Annotated in this window: 15 protein-coding genes; 7 read left to right on the forward strand and 8 right to left on the reverse strand. The window is 67.5% G+C overall.

The genetic code is table 11. The features are described 5' to 3' along the window. Positions 1 to 42: 42 nt before the first annotated feature. The 6 genes from QNJ67_18600 (at position 43) to QNJ67_18625 (ending at position 5,761) form a co-directional block, all read left to right on the forward strand. Positions 43 to 1,200: a spermidine/putrescine ABC transporter substrate-binding protein gene (locus QNJ67_18600; protein ID MDJ0610991.1), complete on the forward strand. Its 1,158-nt coding sequence runs from the start codon at positions 43 to 45 to the stop codon at positions 1,198 to 1,200. A 24-nt stretch (positions 1,201 to 1,224) separates the two neighbouring features. Beyond that, positions 1,225 to 2,076 (forward strand): ABC transporter permease, encoded by an 852-nt coding sequence (locus QNJ67_18605; protein ID MDJ0610992.1) that lies wholly within the window; start codon positions 1,225 to 1,227, stop codon positions 2,074 to 2,076. 9 nt (positions 2,077 to 2,085) lie between these two features. Further along, positions 2,086 to 2,928: an ABC transporter permease gene (locus QNJ67_18610; protein MDJ0610993.1), complete on the forward strand. Its 843-nt coding sequence runs from the start codon at positions 2,086 to 2,088 to the stop codon at positions 2,926 to 2,928. 72 nt (positions 2,929 to 3,000) lie between these two features. Further along, on the forward strand, positions 3,001 to 3,957 hold the full coding sequence (locus QNJ67_18615; protein ID MDJ0610994.1) for an agmatinase: 957 nt from the start codon (positions 3,001 to 3,003) through the stop codon (positions 3,955 to 3,957). Between the two features lie 236 nt (positions 3,958 to 4,193). Beyond that, a complete protein-coding gene (locus QNJ67_18620) occupies positions 4,194 to 4,700 on the forward strand; it encodes a GNAT family N-acetyltransferase (GenBank protein MDJ0610995.1) in 507 nt (168 codons plus the stop codon). Between the two features lie 65 nt (positions 4,701 to 4,765). Then, on the forward strand, positions 4,766 to 5,761 hold the full coding sequence (locus tag QNJ67_18625) for an alpha/beta hydrolase (protein MDJ0610996.1): 996 nt from the start codon (positions 4,766 to 4,768) through the stop codon (positions 5,759 to 5,761). A gap of 22 nt (positions 5,762 to 5,783) precedes the next feature. Here QNJ67_18625 and QNJ67_18630 read toward each other — a convergent pair whose 3' ends face one another. Then, on the reverse strand, positions 5,784 to 6,695 hold the full coding sequence (locus tag QNJ67_18630) for a DMT family transporter (GenBank protein ID MDJ0610997.1): 912 nt from the start codon (positions 6,693 to 6,695) through the stop codon (positions 5,784 to 5,786). 337 nt (positions 6,696 to 7,032) lie between these two features. Then, the gene (locus tag QNJ67_18635) at positions 7,033 to 7,617 is read right to left on the reverse strand and encodes a hypothetical protein (protein MDJ0610998.1); all 585 of its coding nucleotides are present in this window, start codon (positions 7,615 to 7,617) and stop codon (positions 7,033 to 7,035) included. A gap of 400 nt (positions 7,618 to 8,017) precedes the next feature. Between QNJ67_18635 and QNJ67_18640 the strand changes: the two genes are divergently transcribed. Continuing rightward, positions 8,018 to 10,915 carry a M20/M25/M40 family metallo-hydrolase gene (locus tag QNJ67_18640; protein ID MDJ0610999.1) on the forward strand — a complete coding sequence of 966 codons (2,898 nt, stop codon included), beginning with the start codon at positions 8,018 to 8,020 and terminating at the stop codon, positions 10,913 to 10,915. A gap of 18 nt (positions 10,916 to 10,933) precedes the next feature. On the opposite strand, the gene phaC is transcribed toward QNJ67_18640, so the two are convergent. The 6 genes from phaC to QNJ67_18670 all read right to left on the reverse strand — a co-directional run. Next, positions 10,934 to 12,742: a class I poly(R)-hydroxyalkanoic acid synthase gene (gene phaC, locus QNJ67_18645; protein ID MDJ0611000.1), complete on the reverse strand. Its 1,809-nt coding sequence runs from the start codon at positions 12,740 to 12,742 to the stop codon at positions 10,934 to 10,936. 72 nt (positions 12,743 to 12,814) lie between these two features. After that, positions 12,815 to 13,546, reverse strand: coding sequence for a hypothetical protein (locus QNJ67_18650; GenBank protein ID MDJ0611001.1), 732 nt, complete (start codon positions 13,544 to 13,546; stop codon positions 12,815 to 12,817). A 121-nt stretch (positions 13,547 to 13,667) separates the two neighbouring features. After that, positions 13,668 to 13,817, reverse strand: coding sequence for a hypothetical protein (locus QNJ67_18655; protein MDJ0611002.1), 150 nt, complete (start codon positions 13,815 to 13,817; stop codon positions 13,668 to 13,670). Positions 13,818 to 13,858: 41 nt separating this feature from the next. Next, complete coding sequence (locus QNJ67_18660) at positions 13,859 to 14,344, reverse strand: hypothetical protein (protein MDJ0611003.1); 486 nt, start codon at positions 14,342 to 14,344, stop codon at positions 13,859 to 13,861. An 85-nt stretch (positions 14,345 to 14,429) separates the two neighbouring features. Beyond that, complete coding sequence (locus QNJ67_18665) at positions 14,430 to 14,924, reverse strand: VUT family protein (GenBank protein ID MDJ0611004.1); 495 nt, start codon at positions 14,922 to 14,924, stop codon at positions 14,430 to 14,432. A 65-nt stretch (positions 14,925 to 14,989) separates the two neighbouring features. After that, a partial coding sequence (locus tag QNJ67_18670) for an SAM-dependent chlorinase/fluorinase (GenBank protein MDJ0611005.1) occupies positions 14,990 to 15,559 on the reverse strand: 570 nt, incomplete at its 5' end.

Genomic DNA, 15,559 nt, shown 5'->3' on the forward strand with positions numbered 1-15,559 from the left:
ACAACCGCAACGGGGCCGAAGAGCCCCCTCAGGGAGGTGACCATGTCCGATCGCGATACCCCAATCAGCCGGAAGAAGTTCGTCGAGGAGCTGCTGCGCTACAGACGCGGCTCGATCAGCCGGCGTCAGTTTCTCGGCGTCACCGGCCTCGGCACCGCCACGGCCGTGATGGCGGCTGCGATGCCGGCCTTGCGGCCGCGCAAGGCCCTCGCCGCCGATATCGGTGACCGGGTGGTCCTGGCGACTTGGCCGAACTACCACGATCCGGCCAACTTCGAGGCCTTCACCGAGGCGACGGGCGCCGCGGTCCAGGTCAACGTCTTCGGCTCGAACGAGGAGATGCTGGCCAAGCTGCAGGCCGGCGGCAGCGGCTGGGACGTCTTCGTGCCGACCAACTACACCATCACGACCTACGTCGGCGAGGACCTGATTGAGCCGCTGGATCTCGCCATGCTGCCGAACTACGAGGCCGGGGCCTTCGATCCGCGCTTCTCCGACGCCGGCTCGGTGAACGGTACGGTCTACGCCGTGCCGAAGAACTGGGGCACGACCGGCTACGTGGTCAACACCAGGCACACCAAGGGCAAGACCCTGACGACCTGGAAGGAGTTCTGGGACATCACCAAGACGGACTTCTCGGGCCGGACCATGGTGCACGACTACCAGCTGACCACGATCGGGAACGCCCTCAAATACTTCGGCTACTCGTTCAATTCGGTGAAGGAGAGCGAGCTGGCCGACGCGGAGAAGCTTCTGCTGGAGGTCAAGCCGCACCTCTTCGCCATCAACAGCGACTACCAGCCCTCGCTGCGCAACGGCGACGCCTGGATGTCGATGTGCTGGACCGGTGACGGCAAGCAGCTCAACACCGACATGCCGGAGATGGTCTACGTGCTCGGCAGGGAAGGCGGCGAGATCTGGAGCGACTACTACGCGGTGCCCAGGAGCGCGCCCCATCGTGCCGCGGGCTACGCGCTGATCGACTTCCTGCTCGATCCGGCGGTCAACGCCAAGGAGGTCTTGGCCCACGGCTATCCGGTCGCCGACAAGCGGACCAACAAGCTGCTGCCCAAGGAGCTGCTCGAGGACCCGATCCTCTATCCGGCGCAGGAGCTGCTCGACGCGCTGGAGTTCGGCGCGGCGGCCACCCTGACCGATCCGAACCGGGCCGAGCTGCTGGCGCGCTTCAAGTCGGCCTGACGCCCGGCAGCGGGCGGTATCGCCGTGCACTCTCCGTGGACCAGGCGCCTGCTGCTGGCGCCGGCGACGCTCTGGTTCGCGGCCATGCTCGTGCTGCCGCTCGTCGTGGTCTTCGTCTTCAGCTTCGGTGAGCGCGGGGCGGCGGGCGGCTACCTGCCGGCTTTCACGCTGGCGCAATACGCCAATCTGCCGGCCCGCTTCACCGCCTTCAAGAACACCCTGCTGCTGGCGCCGGCCGGCACCCTGGCGGCCCTTCTGGTCGCCTATCCCCTGGCTTACTTCCTGGCGGTCAAGGTCGACCGGCGGTGGCGCACGGCGCTGCTGGTCATGGTCATCGTCCCCTTCTGGACCAGCATCCTGATTCGCACCTACGCCTGGATCTTCATCCTCGGCGGACGCGGCATCCCGCAGCTCCTGGAACTCTTCGGGATCGAGGGGGTGCGCCTGATCAACACCCCCTTCGCGGTGCTCGTCGGCATCGTCTACGGCTACCTGCCGCTGATGGTCTTTCCCATCTACGTCAGCCTCGAAAAACTCGACAAGAGACTGCTGGAAGCCTCGGCCGACCTCGGCGCGCCGCCCTGGCGCAGCTTTCTGCAGGTCACGCTGCCGCTCTCCCTGCCCGGCGTGGCGACCGGCTGCATGCTGGTCTTCATCCTGCTGATGGGCGAGTTCCTGATTCCGGCTCTGCTCGGCGGCGGCAAGGTCTTCTTCATCGGCAACGCCCTGGTCGACCTCTTCCTGCAGTCGCGCAACTGGGCCTTCGGCTCGGCCGTGGCCGCGACGCTGGTCGTGATCATGCTGGTCACGGTCTCGATCTACATGCGGCTGATGATGCGCGGCGCCCGGCAGCGCGACGACGTCGGCGTTCTCTAGAGGCCGGCCATGAAGCTCTACGCCCTCGCCGTCTACCTCTTCCTCTACCTGCCGATCGGCATCATCGTTCTGTTCAGCTTCAACGCCGGGCGCCACGCCAGCAGCTTTCAGGGCTTTTCCGGCAAGTGGTACGGCAAGCTGTTGTCCAATCCCTTCGCCATGGAGGCCTTGACCACGAGCCTGATCGTGGCCTCGACCACGGCGGTCCTGGCCAGCCTCTTCGGCACCATGGCGGCGCTCGGGCTGCAGGGCGTGACCGGCCGGCTGCGGGCCTTCTACGACTCCGTGATCTACATCGCCATCATGATCCCGGGCATCGTCATCGGGATCGCCACGCTGATCGCCCTGGTAACCGTCTTCGACCTGGCCAACCCGGCGCTCGCGGCGCTTTGGCCCGAGGGTCTCGGCAAGGCGCCGCGGCTCAGCCTGGGCTTCGTCTCGCTGATCGCCGCCCACACGCTCTTCACCATGGCACTGGTCATCGTCATCGTGCGCGCGCGCCTCGCCGGCATGGACCGGACCTTGATCGAGGCCTCCGCCGACCTCTACGCATCCCCGGCGCGGACTTTCTGGCAGGTCACGATGCCGCAGATCTTTCCCGCAATCCTGGCCGGGTTCCTGCTCAGCTTCACCTTCAGCTTCGACGACTTCATCATCGCCTTCTTCGTCGCCGGCGCCGAGACGACCCTGCCGGTCTACGTCTTCTCCTCGATCCGACGCGGCGTCACGCCCGAGATCAACGCCATCGGCACGCTGGTGCTGACCACCTCGCTGATCCTGCTCATCGCGGCCCAATTCCTGCTGCGGGAACGAAGCCATGGGAGCGCCGCGGGGAGGGCGGATGATGGCTAGTTCGCGGTCCGGACTCCGAAGACCGACCGGCCGCTCAGCTTCTCCGGACCAACTCGACAAGGAAGGGGAGAAATGAATAGCAACCTGACAGAAGCGCCCGGCGGCCCGCCTGGCACCTTTCTCGATTTTCCCTTGGCGCTCGATCTGGGCGCGCTCGAGGCCGATATCGCGATCCTGGGCATCCCCTACGGCATGCCTTACCGTCCGGCGGAGATGGCGAACGATCAGAGCCGGGCGCCCGACGCGATCCGCCAAGCCTCCGACAGCCCTTACTACACCACGGATCACTACGACTGGGACCTGGGCGGCCCCCTGCTCGACGAACGGCCGGTCAGAGTGGTCGACTGCGGCAACGTGACGGCGGACCTGACGGACCTGCGGGAGCACTACCGCCGGGCCGAGGCGGCGGCGCGGAAGATCTTCCAGGCCGGCGCGACCCTGATCACCCTGGGCGGTGACCACGGTATCCCGATCCCCGTGATGCGCGCCCTGGAAGGCATCGCCGAGGGCATTACCCTGGTCCACATCGACGCCCATCTCGACTGGCGCGACGAGGTCAACGGCGAGCGGGAGGGCTACTCGAGCCCGATCCGCCGGGCCTCGGAGATGGTCTGGTTCGACAAGATCGTCCAGATCGGCATGCGCGGCACGGGCAGCGCGCGGATTGGCGAGGTGGAGGATGCCCGCGCCTACGGCGCCGACATCGTGACCGCCTACGAGCTGCACGAGATCGGCATGGAGGCGGTCTTGGCGCGGATTCCCGACGGCGGGCCCTACTACCTCTCGATCGACGCCGACGGCCTGGATCCGACCATCATGCCCGCGGTCATGGCGCAGACGCCGGGCGGCCTCGACTGGGTCCAGACCCATAAGCTGGTCCACGGACTGGTCAAGAAGGGCCGCGTGCTCGGCATGGATCTGGTCGAGATCGCGCCGAGCCGCGATTCCGGCCAGATCACTCTGGTCCACGCCGAACGCCTGATCTGCAATTTCATCGGCGCCTGCGTCCGGGCCGGCTACTACGGTTGAGCCGTGCTCCCGGCGGCGGGGCCCGTTTCAAGGGGACGAAGCGCGTCCGTGTTCCGCGGGTCGCTGGTGGCACAACGACCGACAGCCGCCGGCCGTAAAATGAATGCCACGGCCTGGAGAACAGGGAATCAAGACTGCTATGCTCCACCCCGGCCCTCGGCCCCTGAGGCGCGGGCGGGTCGGCCGGTACCGGGCGCGCGGCGCGGCAAGACAGAACAAATCAGGGAGGTGGACCCATGAATCTCGAGGTGCGGCGGCTGACGCAGGACGACGTCGAGGTGTTCCGCGAGATCCGCCTGGAAGCGCTCGAACGCCATCCCGAAGCCTTTCAGTCGACCTACGAGAGCGCCGCTGAGCTGACGCTGGACGCATTCCGGCAGCGCCTGCGGCGCTACGCGCTGTTCGGTGGCTTCGTCGATGGCGAGCTTCGCGGCTTCGTCGGCTTCTACCCGCTGAAGAACCCCAAGATCTGCCACAAGGGCATCATGTGGGGCATGTACGTCACGGAATCGGCCCGCGGCACCGGCCTCGCCGAGGCGATGGTCGAGGCCGTCGTCGACTACGCGCGGGGCAAGGTGGAGCAGCTCCTGCTCTCGATCATCGAGGACAATGAGCGGGCCCGGCGCTTCTACGAGAAGATGGGCTTCCAGCCCTACGGCCTGGAGCGCCGCGCGCTGAAGATCGGCGACAGGTACTACAACGAGGAATTCCGGATACGCTTCCTGAGCGAAGACGTCTCCTGAGCCCGGTTGAGCAGGCCGGCCCGGTCCGGTCTGATCGATCGCCGGCCGCGCGCCGTAACACAGGCATGCGCGCGCGTCTGATATCCAAAACCGCCACGGGCCTGTTTCGGCGGCGGCCGCTCCTGATCGCAGCCGTTCTGCTCTTGGCCAGCGGCCTGAGCGCGGTCGCCGCCTTGCCGGCGGCCAAGCTCGCCGTCGTCAACGTGCCGGCCCAGTGGTTCGAAGGCGAAGTGGTCGCCGACATCGAGTACGACAGCGCGACGGGTCTCGGCCTTGATCTCTACATTCCGCCCGACCTGGCGGACGCGGCGGCGCCGGTCGTGGTGTTCTTCTACGGCGGCAGCTGGCAGCGGGGGCGCAAGGAGAACTACGGCTTCCTCGGCACCGCGCTCGCCGAGCGCGGCTACCTCGTGGTCATCCCCGACTACCGCAAGTTTCCGGCGGTCCGCTATCCCGCCTTTGTCGAGGACGGCGCCGCGGCGGTCGCCTGGGTCCATGCGCGGATTGCCGACTACGGCGGCGACCCGCAGCGGATCTTTCTCTCCGGCCACTCCGCCGGCGCTCATATCGGGGCCATGCTGGTCAGCGACGAGCGCTATCTGGCGGCCCGGCAGCTGGAAGCCGGCCGCATCCGGGGCTTTGCCGGGCTGGCCGGCCCCTACGACTTCACGCCCGAGGCGCGGACGATCAAGCAGATCTTCGGCCCGCCGGCGCGCTATCCGCTGATGCAGGCGAGCCGCTTCATCGACGGCGGCGAACCGCCCATGCTGCTGCTCTACGGTCTCGAAGACGGTCTCGTCGGGCCGGGCAACCTGGAGCGCATGGAGGCGGCGCTCGAGGCCAAGGGCAACTGCTATCAGGTCATCCGCTACCCCGATGCGGGCCACATCGGCCTGATCCGGGCCTTCACGTGGATCGACCGGGACCGTCCGCCGGCCATGGCCGACATGCTCGGGTACTTCGACCTGCTCCAGACGGAAGAGGGGTGCCCGCGCTACGCCCCGGCTCCGGAGAGACCCGATGCCTCGGCGCTCGGGCAGGACCGCGAGACCCGAAGATAGGCAGCGACCGCCCGTCGACGCTTCAGGTCTTCCTCGGGGTCACCATGGCCAGGCCGGCCATCATCAGCAGCAGCGCGGCCCAGACCCAGGCCGAGTGCAACTCCCCGAAGATCGCCATGCCCCAGAGCACGCCGGAGAGAGTGACGGTATAGGCGCTCTGACTGGCGAAGACCGCGCCGGCGATCCCCACCAGATGAAAGAAGAGGGCGTAGGAAAAGGCATTGGCGGCGACCATCGCCAGGATCGACCACTCGACCCGTCCCCAGGGCGCGGCCAGCGATACGAAGGTGCCGGTCGCGAGCACCATGGGCAGCAGAACGATCGAGGCCATCACCAGCATGGCGGCGACTATGGCCAGGGAGTCGCAGCCCGGCGGGCGGCGCTCGGCGATGTAGACGTTCTCCGCGGCATAGCTCGCGGCCGAGAGCACGGCGATCAGGACCCAAGGCACCATGTCTCGGTTCGGCAGGCTCGACTCCGGTCCTACCAGCAGCAGAATGGCGCCCAGCCCGAGAAACAGCCCCGTCAGGCGGCGGCCGGAAAGCCGCTCGAGCCTCAGGCCGCCGATGATGGCATAGGTCAGCATCGGCACTGTCGCGACGGTAATCGAAAGCACGCCGGCTGGCAGATGAGGCGCGGCATAGAACAGCAGGGTGCCGGGAAGGACCGTGCCGAGCAGCGCGCAGACCAGATAGAAACCGAGATGGCGGCGGCTCAGTTTCGGGGGCTGCCGCCGCAGGACGGCGAGGGCAATGAGCAGAAGGCCGCCGAGCAGGCCTTGCCAGAGCGACAGGCCGAGCGGGTGCGCGCCACCCTCTGTCGCGATCTTGGCGAGCGAGAAGGTCGCGCCCCAGACGATACCGATCAGGAGAACCACGAAATGGGGCCAGAGAAGGTGCTGCGCCGCCGACCGGCCCGGATGCGCGACATCCATCGGCGCATTCCCGCCGATCGACGTCTTAGCCTCATGCCTCTCGTCGGGCACCCTGTCCACTTCGGTCCACGCCTCCGGTCCGCGCTGATCGCCGGACTGTCGCAGAGGCTGGAAAAGCGGGCAAGCCGGACGGATTCCCGAGCAGATTCACCGGGTTTGATGAATCGCCTGTAGCGATTCAGTCAAACCCGGATCTGCTCTAGATCGGATCATGATGAGACGGAAGCAGGTCCTGCTTCCGTCTCATCATGTGAATCCGATCTACATCATTGAGTTAGAGCAGATTCACCGGGTTTGACGAATCGCCTGTAGCGATTCAGTCAAACCCGGATCTGCTCTAGGCGGGTGCAAGCTGTCCCGTCTGGCAAAAACTGCTGAGCGTGGACTTGGAGATCAGCAGGCCGAGGTAGACCGCCAGCGGCAGCCAGAACACACCCTGCGTGCGCTCCGAGGCGAGGATCGCGCCGGCGATCGTCATCGGCAGGTTGGCCTGGCCGAGTTGGCCGCTCTGCAGCCGCTCGTAGGGTCCGTCCTTGCCGCAGATCGTGTCCTGAAAGGCGGAGCCGAAGCCCTCCAGCAGCGCGCGGCCCGGGCCGACGGTCCAATCCTGAACGATACCCTTTTCGCCCAGACGCTCCAGGTCGATCCGGTTCTGCACGGCATCGGCCGCGAAGCCCTGGGGCAGGCCGCCGTCCCGCAGGGTCTGGAACAGCTTGGGCCCCTCGGCCATCCAGCGCTCGCGCTCCTTGCCCAGGGCGCCGCTGTAGATGCCCTGCAGCAATTGCGTGTCAGATTCGCCGTGCCCGGTCGCGGCGAAGTACTCGGCCAGGTCCTTGGTCAACACCGTCAGTCCGGCCAGGAGCAGGTCGGTGTCACGCCCCTTGGCCTGGTCGACCAGCTGCGAAAGCTTTTCTTGGTCCATCTCTGCCCTCCTCGCGGCAACACATAATGACCGGCGGGGCGGCTTCTTGTGAAACGGCCGACTCGTCGCCGGATCGGGACAGGGCGTTCCCACTATAGAGCAATGGCGGCAAAATGGCAGCGCCGCGTCTCACCGGGAGGGCAATCGCATGGTTGGAACGGGAATGCATCGCGCCCAAGGGTGCCGCCGGCCGGCGGCCGCGATCACCGGCGCCGGCGTGACCGCGGTCATCCAGTCGTCGTCGATCACCACCCAGCCGAAAGAACTCCTTCGGCCTGCCGAACGTAGGAAGTCGCGATCGCCGGCCGGGCCTTGGACACAGGGGCCGTGGCTGGTCAAGATAGCGGCGCGGCGGGAAACTTAGGCGCGCCGCGGCCACTGAGCGAAGACAGGAACCTTGATGGCTCGACTGATTGCGCTTCTCGCATTGCTCGCCGCCCTGCCGGGGGTCGCCTCGGCCGGGCCCATCTCCGGTGTCCGGCAGCTCACCTTCGAGGGCAAGCGCGCCGGCGAGGGCTATTTCTCCGCCGACGGCCGGCGGATGATCTTCCAGAGCGAGCGGGCCGAGGGCAATCCCTTCTACCAGATGTACCTGATGGACCTGGAGACCGGCGACATCCAGCGGCTCTCGCCGGGCCAGGGCAAGACCACCTGCGGCTGGCTCCACCCCGACGGTAAGCGCGCGCTCTTCGCCTCGACCCAGCTCGACCCGGAGGCGCGCAAGAAGATGAAGGCCGAGCTGGACTTCCGCGCCTCGGGGCAGAGCCGACGCTATTCCTGGGACTACGACGAGACCTACGAGATCTTCGAGGTCGACATCGAGACTGGCGACTACACTACGCTGACAAATGCCCTGGGTTATGACGCCGAGGGCGCCTACTCGCCGGACGGGACGCAGATCGTGTTCGCCTCCAACCGCCACGCCTACGCGGAGGCGCTGTCGGATGAGGACGCGGCGCGGCTGCAGCGCGACTTCTCCTACTTCATGGAGATCTACGTCATGGACGCCGACGGCTCGAACCTGCGGCGCCTGACCGATGCGCCGGGCTACGACGGCGGCCCGTTCTGGAGCGCAGACGGCAAGCAGATCACCTGGCGCCGCTTCAGCGAGGACGGCGCGCGCGCCGAGATCTACACCATGAATGCCGACGGCACGGGCGAGCAGCGGATCACCGATCTGGGCGTGCTGTCCTGGGCGCCCTTCTTCCATCCCTCGGGCGACTACCTGATCTTCTCCACGAACCTGCAGGGCTTCGCCAACTTCGAGCTCTACCTGGTCGACGCGGCAGGCGAACGCGCACCGGTCCGCGTCACCGACCGCGAGGGCTTCGACGGCCTGGCCACCTTCTCGCCTGACGGCAAGACGATCAGTTGGACCTCCAACGCGACGCCCGGCAAGAAGAGCCAGATCTTTCTCGCCAGCTGGGATCACGAGGCGGCGCTCAGCCTGCTCGACCAGGCGCCGCCGCGCCAGGAGGCCGCGGCTCCGGCCCCGGCGTTGGAAGAGGCCTCCGCCGACATCGCGGTCGAGGATCTGCGGCGGATCGTGGCCGCCCTAACCAGCGACGAGATGGGCGGGCGGTTGACCGGGACCGAGGGCGAGAAGCGGGCCACGGCCTACGTCGCGGAAGCCTTCTCTGCGCTCGGCCTGAAACCCGCCGGTGACGAAGGCAGCATGTTTCAATCCTTCGAGTTCACCGCCGGAGTCGCTCTGGCGGAAGGCAATGCCTTCGAGGTGTCAGTGGACGGCAAGGCCGAGAGTCTTGCGCTCGACGAGCAGTGGCGCCCGCTTGCCTTCGCGCGGACCGGCAAGGTCGAGCAGGCGAGCGTTCTCTTCGCCGGATACGGCCTGGTCGCGCCGGCCGAGGGCGACACGCCCGCCTTCGACAGCTACGGCGAGCTCGACGCGTCCGGCAAGTGGGTGCTGATCTGGCGCGGCATGCCCGGCGAGCTCTCCAACGAGCGCCGGACCAAGCTCTCCCGCTTCGCCGATCTGCGCTACAAGGCCTCGGTCGCCAAGTCCCGCGGCGCGGCCGGGGTCGTCTTCGCGCCGCCGCCGCGGGAAAGCTTCGAGGACGGCCTGCCGCGCCTGGCCTACGAGGCGACGTCGGGCGTTGCCGGTCTCCCCGTCGTCGCGGTCGACCGGGCAACCTCCGCTCGCATGCTCGCCATCCTCGGCGACGACCTGGCGCCCATGACGGCAGCGATCGAGGCCGGCGAGAGCGCCGGGCGCGACCTGATCGGCGTGGCGGTCTCGGGGGCGCTCGCCCTGGACTTCGAGAAGCACAGCGGCCGCAACGTCCTGGCCCGGCTAGAGCTCGACGGACTCGCCGAGGGCGGGCGGCCCCCGCTCGTCATCGGCGCCCACGTCGACCACATAGGCCGCGGCGAGACCTCGGGGTCCCTCGCGCGAGGCGATGAACGCGGCAAGATCCATCCGGGGGCGGACGACAACGCCTCGGGCGTCGCTGCGTTGATCGAAGTGGCCCAGAAGCTGACGGCGGACCATGCCTCGGGCCGGCTGAAAGGCAAGCGCGACGTCATTTTCGCCGCCTGGTCCGGCGAGGAGCTCGGCCTGCTCGGCTCTTCGCACTTCGCCGATATGACGGCCGAGAAAGCCGGCGCCGAGGATCTCGCCGGTCTCGTGTCCGCCTACATCAACATGGATATGGTCGGGCGCCTCGACGACCGCGTCATCGTGTTGGGCCTCGGGTCTTCGGACATCTGGGCGCGCGAGGTGGAGCGCCGCAACGCCGTCGTCGGCCTGCCGATCGTGACGTCGAACGATACCTACCTGCCGACCGATGCGACGGCCTTCTATCTGAAGGGCGTGCCCATTCTGTCGGTCTTCACCGGGGCGCACGAAGATTACAACCGGCCGAGCGACACGGCGGAGAAGCTGAACTACGAGGGCATGCGCGACATCGCGCGCTTTGTCGCACTGGTTGCGCGTTCGCGCATCATGGCCGACGAGGAGCCGGCCTATGTCGAGGTGGCGCGCCCCGAAGGACGCGGCGGCCGGCAAATGTCCAACATCTTCCTCGGGACGATCCCGGACTATGCCAGCGAGGGCCAGAAGGGCGTGCCGATATCGGGGGTGGTCAAGGACGGGCCGGCCGAGAAGGCCGGGCTCGCCGGCGGCGACGTCGTGGTCGGGCTGGCCGGCCAGGAGCTGGAGAACATCTACGACTACATCAGGACGCTGAACGGCCTGAAGCCCGGCGAGACGGTGGAAATCACGGTCCTGCGCAAGGGCGCTCGCCAGACATTCTCGATCGAGCCCGGGCTGCGGAACTGACGGGCCGGGTACTGCAGCCTACTCTCCGGCGCGCACCTTGACGTAGGAGCCCGGCGCGTCCTCCAGGGCCTTCAGTCCGCCCGCACCGGGTTCGCGCGCGGGCACCTGAGGCCCGGCGTGGCGTTTCAGCCAGGCGATCCAGTCGGTCCACCATGAGCCCTCGTGCCGTTCGGCGCCCTCCAGCCAGTGCTCGGGCGTCATCTCGGCCTTGCCCTTGGCCTTGCTGTTTGTCCAGTAGCAGTACTTGTTGGCGGCCGGCGGGTTGATCACGCCGGCGATATGACCCGAGGCGCCGAGCACGAACCTGACCGGCCCCTTGATCGCCCGGATCGCCGGGAAGGTGGAGATCCAGGGCGCGATGTGGTCCTCCTTGGTGGCCAGGAAGTAGCAGGGCGTCTCGACCCGTCCGAGGTCGACCGGCGTGCCGTCGAGGACGATCCCGCCCGGTTGCATCAGCTTGTTCTCCCGGTAGACCTCGCGCAGGTAGAAGGTCAGCATGCTCGCCGGCAGGCGTGTCGAATCGCTGTTCCAGTAGAGCAGGTCGAAGGGCATGGGCTCGCGGCCCATCAGGTAGTTGTTGACCACGAAGGACCAGATCAGGTCGTTCTCCCGCATCATGTTGAACATGTCGGCCAGGTGGTGCGCTTCCAGGTAGCCCTTCTCCGACACGTATTGTTCAACGTTGGCGACCTGGGCGTCGTCGATGAATACCGAGACCTCGCCGACCTCCTGAAAATCGACCATGGTGGCGAAGAAGGTGGCGGCCTTGACTCGCGTGTCGCCCTTGGCGGCCATGACGGCCAGCGTCGCGACGGTGAGGATGCCGCCGATGCAGAAGCCCAGGATGTTGCACTCGGCCTCGCCGGTGGCCTGCTCGATCGCGTCCAGCGCGGCCAGGGGCCCTTCGTTCATGTAGTCGTCGAAGCTCTTGTGGGCGAGATCCTTGCGCGGGTTGACCCAGGAGATCACGAACACGGTCAGCCCCTGGTCGACGCACCACTTGATGAAGCTGTTCTTCGGCTGGAGGTCGAGCACGTAGAACTTGTTGATCCAGGGCGGCACGATCAGCAGGGGTCGCTTGTGCACGGTCTCGCCGGCCGGCGCGTACTGGATCAACTGCATCAGCTCGTTCTGGAACACCACCTTGCCGGGGGTCGAGGCGACGTTCTTGCCGACCTCGAAGGCCTCGGCGTCGGTCATGGAGATCTGCAGTCGGCCGCGCCCCTTCTCCAGGTCCTCCAGCAGATGGCGCAGGCCGTTCACCAGGTTCTCGCCGTGGCTGTCGCTGGTTTTCTTGAGCACGGCCGGATTGCTGAGCGCAAAGTTGCTCGGCGCCAGCGCCGAGGTCATCTGGCGGGTGTAGAAATCGACCTTTTCCTTGTCCTTGGGGTCCAGACCCTCGACGCCGCCGAGCACGTCGTGCATCCAGCGCGAGGTGAGCAGGTAGGACTGTTTGATGTAGTCGAAGACGAGCGCCTTGGTCCAGGTCTCGTCTTTGAAGCGCCGGTCGCCCTTGGCCGGCTCGACCAAGGGCTCCGGTTCCTCCCCGGCGGCCCTTTTCAGCGCGTAGTCCCAGAGCTTCAGGCTGTCCTGCCAGAGGCGCATCTGCGCCTCGACGATCTGTGCCGGATCGGCCGCCATGCGCGAGGCGGCGGCGCCAAAAGCGGCCATCACGCTGGTCGGGTCGACGATCGAGAACTCGTGGCCGTGGTCCTGTCGTTCAAGGAAGGCCTGGACCACACGGCCGCTCTGCTCGGCGAGCTCGGTCCAGGTCCGCGTCATCTCGGATACATCGAAGCTCGGGCGTGTGTCTTCGTCGCTGCTCATCAGGTTTCGCCTCCCCAACTGGCAATTACACTAGCACCTGGACCCGCGGCGGCAATGGTCAGGGGGCAATGGTCAGGGAAAGGCGCAGCGCCGGCCCGTGATCTCGACGAAGCCCGGCGCGCCGGGCGTGGCGGTGAAGCGGAATTCGTCGCCGGCGGCGACCAGCGCCAGGTCGAGCGGCAGAACGCCGCCGGTCCGCGCGATCTCGCCGGCCGCGCCCTCGAAGGCCAGGCTGACCGGCTGCGCGGGATCATAGCGCGGCTCGGGCTTGCCCGCGGGACCGAGGATGCTGGCACCCCCCGCCGTTACGGTCACGGCTTCGCCGAACACCACAGATGGCGAACCGCCGGCGGTGTGCGGCGTGTGCACCATGAGCCGCTTCGTGACCTTCTGCCCGTCGCACGGACCGCCCGGACCGATGGCGGCGATCGCGAAGGCCAGGCGCTCGGCCGGCACGCCCGCGTCCAGGCGCTCGCCGACCGCCTTCACCAGGGCCTCCGCCTGCTCGCCGGGCAGTCCGCGGTCCAGCCGCGCCTTGAGCGCGAGCGCCGGTCCGGCGGCCTCGACCCGGGAACGCAGTTCCTCGTTCTCGCGGGCGAGGAACACCTGCTCGGTCTTGAGGAGGGCGAGCGCCTGCTCCAGCTCCGCAAGCGGTTTCTGCGCGCGCAGCGTGCCGACTTGGTAGGCGTAGACGGCGGAGACGACGGCCAGCAGGACGATGGCGAGCGCCACGAAGACCCGCTTGCGCCGCTGTCGTCGCCGCTGCTGCCGTGATTCCCTCAAGCCCCAAGAGCCCATCGACATGGCGAAAGTCCGCTGGTTCAAGGGAGCGACAGACTAATCGAAGCGGCCGTTAAATCAACGGGGCGCGCTGCCCCCCTGCGAGAATGAAAAGGACCTGGAGTTCCCTACGCCTTGGAGTTCCCTACGAGGAGAGCTCCGGGTCACCCGTGCGACGCGTAGACTGAATTCTAGAGCCGCGGCGCACCCGGAACACGGCGAGCAGGGGATCGCCCGTCCCGACGAAGGCTTTGGGGTCGCTCACGCCGGGATGCACCGCCCGTTGCGACACCATCAAACCCGGATCTGCTTTCGGATCTCGCTTGCAGGCGCTGATCAGGCGCTGTGCTTCAGGACCTGGCGCAGCGAGTCGGCGGTGCCTTCGCTGACGTAGTAGACGCCGTCGACGATGTCCGTGCGGTCTCTGTTCCACTTGGTCGAGTCGAAGTCCCACTTGAGAAGCTCGGCCTTGCGCTCCGGGTCCTCGATCAGGCGGCGGAGACGCCGGGTGAGCACGCTCTGGAAATAGGACAGCACGTGCCAGTCGCTGTCGCCGGTGACCTCGAGGAGGTCCTGCATGCTGGCCCTGCCCCCCTTGATGGCGAGCAGCGCGAGTCGTTTTCTGTGCGGCTCGGCCAGTCCGTGCAGCAGCTTTGTCGTCAGCGCCGGCGAGAGATCGACCGGACGGCGCCAATGAAGATCGCTGCGCTTGCGACGCGGGGCGGCGTCTGCGAGCCGACGGCCCGAAAGGCGCTCGAGCAGCTCGCGCTGGGTTTGCGGCGAAAGGTCCCGAAACTCGCTCTGTTCGATGACGATTTGCATGATTCAATCACCTTCTGAACCGCAACTAAGACCGAAAGTCTAACGGGAAAGCGGGGGAACGCCCAAGCGCTTTGCTCGGCGCGGTTCAGAGGCTCGCGCCCGTCTCCGGCCGGGTCGCCGGCATCAGGGCGCGGAACGGCAGCAGCAGCACCAGCGCCATGGCGATCTTGGCGCCGTAGTCGCCGATCGCCCAGGTGATCCAGGGGGTTCCTGTGCCGGCAAAGGCGAGCGAGAAGAACAGGGCCGTGTCGACCGCCGAGGCGAGGCCCGATGAGGCCAGGGGCGCCTGCCACCACGCCGCTCTGCGCAGGCGGTCGAAGATCACGATGTCGAGCAGCTGGGCCACCAGGAAGGCGCTGCCCGAGGCGAGCGCGATGCGCCAGCCGGCGAAGTAGACGGAAAGAGCAACGGCGAGCGCGAAGCCGGCGTAGACCACGAGGCGGGCGGTCGCGGCGCCGAGAGCCCGGTTGGTCAGGTCGGTGACCAGGAAAGCGATCGGGTAGGTCAGCGCGCCCCAGGTCAGCCAGTCGTTGATCGGGTACTGCACGGCGATGTTGGAGACCGTGACCACGATCGCCATGGCGCATACGCCGATCCAGAAACCCCGCTGCCGGAGTACGTTCGAACTCACGTCGGTCCCTTCCGCTATGGCGCTTGCACGGCGACCGGATCTCCCACGGCCAGATTCAGCAGGTCGTCCGCGCGGCCCTGGTTGACGGCGATCTCGGCCAGCCCGTTGGCGTTCTCGTACCAGAAGGGCCCGCCGGGCGCCACATCGCTGAAGGTCCTTGCGGCGGCGAGGCTCTTCCCGCCGGCCTGGAGGCGCGTTCCGGCCGGGAGCGCCGCGGCGCGCAGCCCGGTCATGGCGTTGCCGAAGCGGTCGATGTAGACGATCCGCGCCAAGTCCGCGGGCCAGTCGGCGCCGACCAGCGCAGCCAGCGGTCGCGGCTCCCCGGGCGGCGGCTCGCCTCGGGCGAGCCGTGCGGCGACCGGGGCGAAAAGGTCGCGGCCGTGGAACGAGGCGGAGAGGCGATCGGGCTGCCAGGTGATGGCCCAGGACGCGGCCGTCTCGGCGCGCTTCGCGGCGACCGCCAGGAGCCCGTTGTCGGGCCCGACGAACCAATGCCCGCCGGCTTCGATGGCGAGCGCCGGCCGGTCGCTGCCGACGCCCGGGTCGACCACGGCGAGGAAAAGGGAACCGGCGGGAAAGGCGGG

The sequence above is a fragment of the Kiloniellales bacterium genome, from assembly GCA_030064845.1.
GTDB lineage: Bacteria > Pseudomonadota > Alphaproteobacteria > Kiloniellales > JAKSDN01 > JASJEC01.

Coding starts and splice junctions, on each gene's coding strand:
- QNJ67_18600 (MDJ0610991.1), top strand. CDS start 43: ATGTCCGATCGCGATACCCCAATCAGCCGGAAGAAGTTCGTCGAGGAG.
- QNJ67_18610 (MDJ0610993.1), top strand. CDS start 2,086: ATGAAGCTCTACGCCCTCGCCGTCTACCTCTTCCTCTACCTGCCGATC.
- QNJ67_18615 (MDJ0610994.1), top strand. CDS start 3,001: ATGAATAGCAACCTGACAGAAGCGCCCGGCGGCCCGCCTGGCACCTTT.
- QNJ67_18620 (MDJ0610995.1), top strand. CDS start 4,194: ATGAATCTCGAGGTGCGGCGGCTGACGCAGGACGACGTCGAGGTGTTC.
- QNJ67_18625 (MDJ0610996.1), top strand. CDS start 4,766: ATGCGCGCGCGTCTGATATCCAAAACCGCCACGGGCCTGTTTCGGCGG.
- QNJ67_18630 (MDJ0610997.1), bottom strand. CDS start 6,695: ATGGATGTCGCGCATCCGGGCCGGTCGGCGGCGCAGCACCTTCTCTGG.
- QNJ67_18635 (MDJ0610998.1), bottom strand. CDS start 7,617: ATGGACCAAGAAAAGCTTTCGCAGCTGGTCGACCAGGCCAAGGGGCGT.
- QNJ67_18640 (MDJ0610999.1), top strand. CDS start 8,018: ATGGCTCGACTGATTGCGCTTCTCGCATTGCTCGCCGCCCTGCCGGGG.
- phaC (MDJ0611000.1), bottom strand. CDS start 12,742: ATGAGCAGCGACGAAGACACACGCCCGAGCTTCGATGTATCCGAGATG.
- QNJ67_18650 (MDJ0611001.1), bottom strand. CDS start 13,546: ATGTCGATGGGCTCTTGGGGCTTGAGGGAATCACGGCAGCAGCGGCGA.
- QNJ67_18655 (MDJ0611002.1), bottom strand. CDS start 13,817: ATGGTGTCGCAACGGGCGGTGCATCCCGGCGTGAGCGACCCCAAAGCC.
- QNJ67_18660 (MDJ0611003.1), bottom strand. CDS start 14,344: ATGCAAATCGTCATCGAACAGAGCGAGTTTCGGGACCTTTCGCCGCAA.
- QNJ67_18665 (MDJ0611004.1), bottom strand. CDS start 14,924: ATGGCGATCGTGGTCACGGTCTCCAACATCGCCGTGCAGTACCCGATC.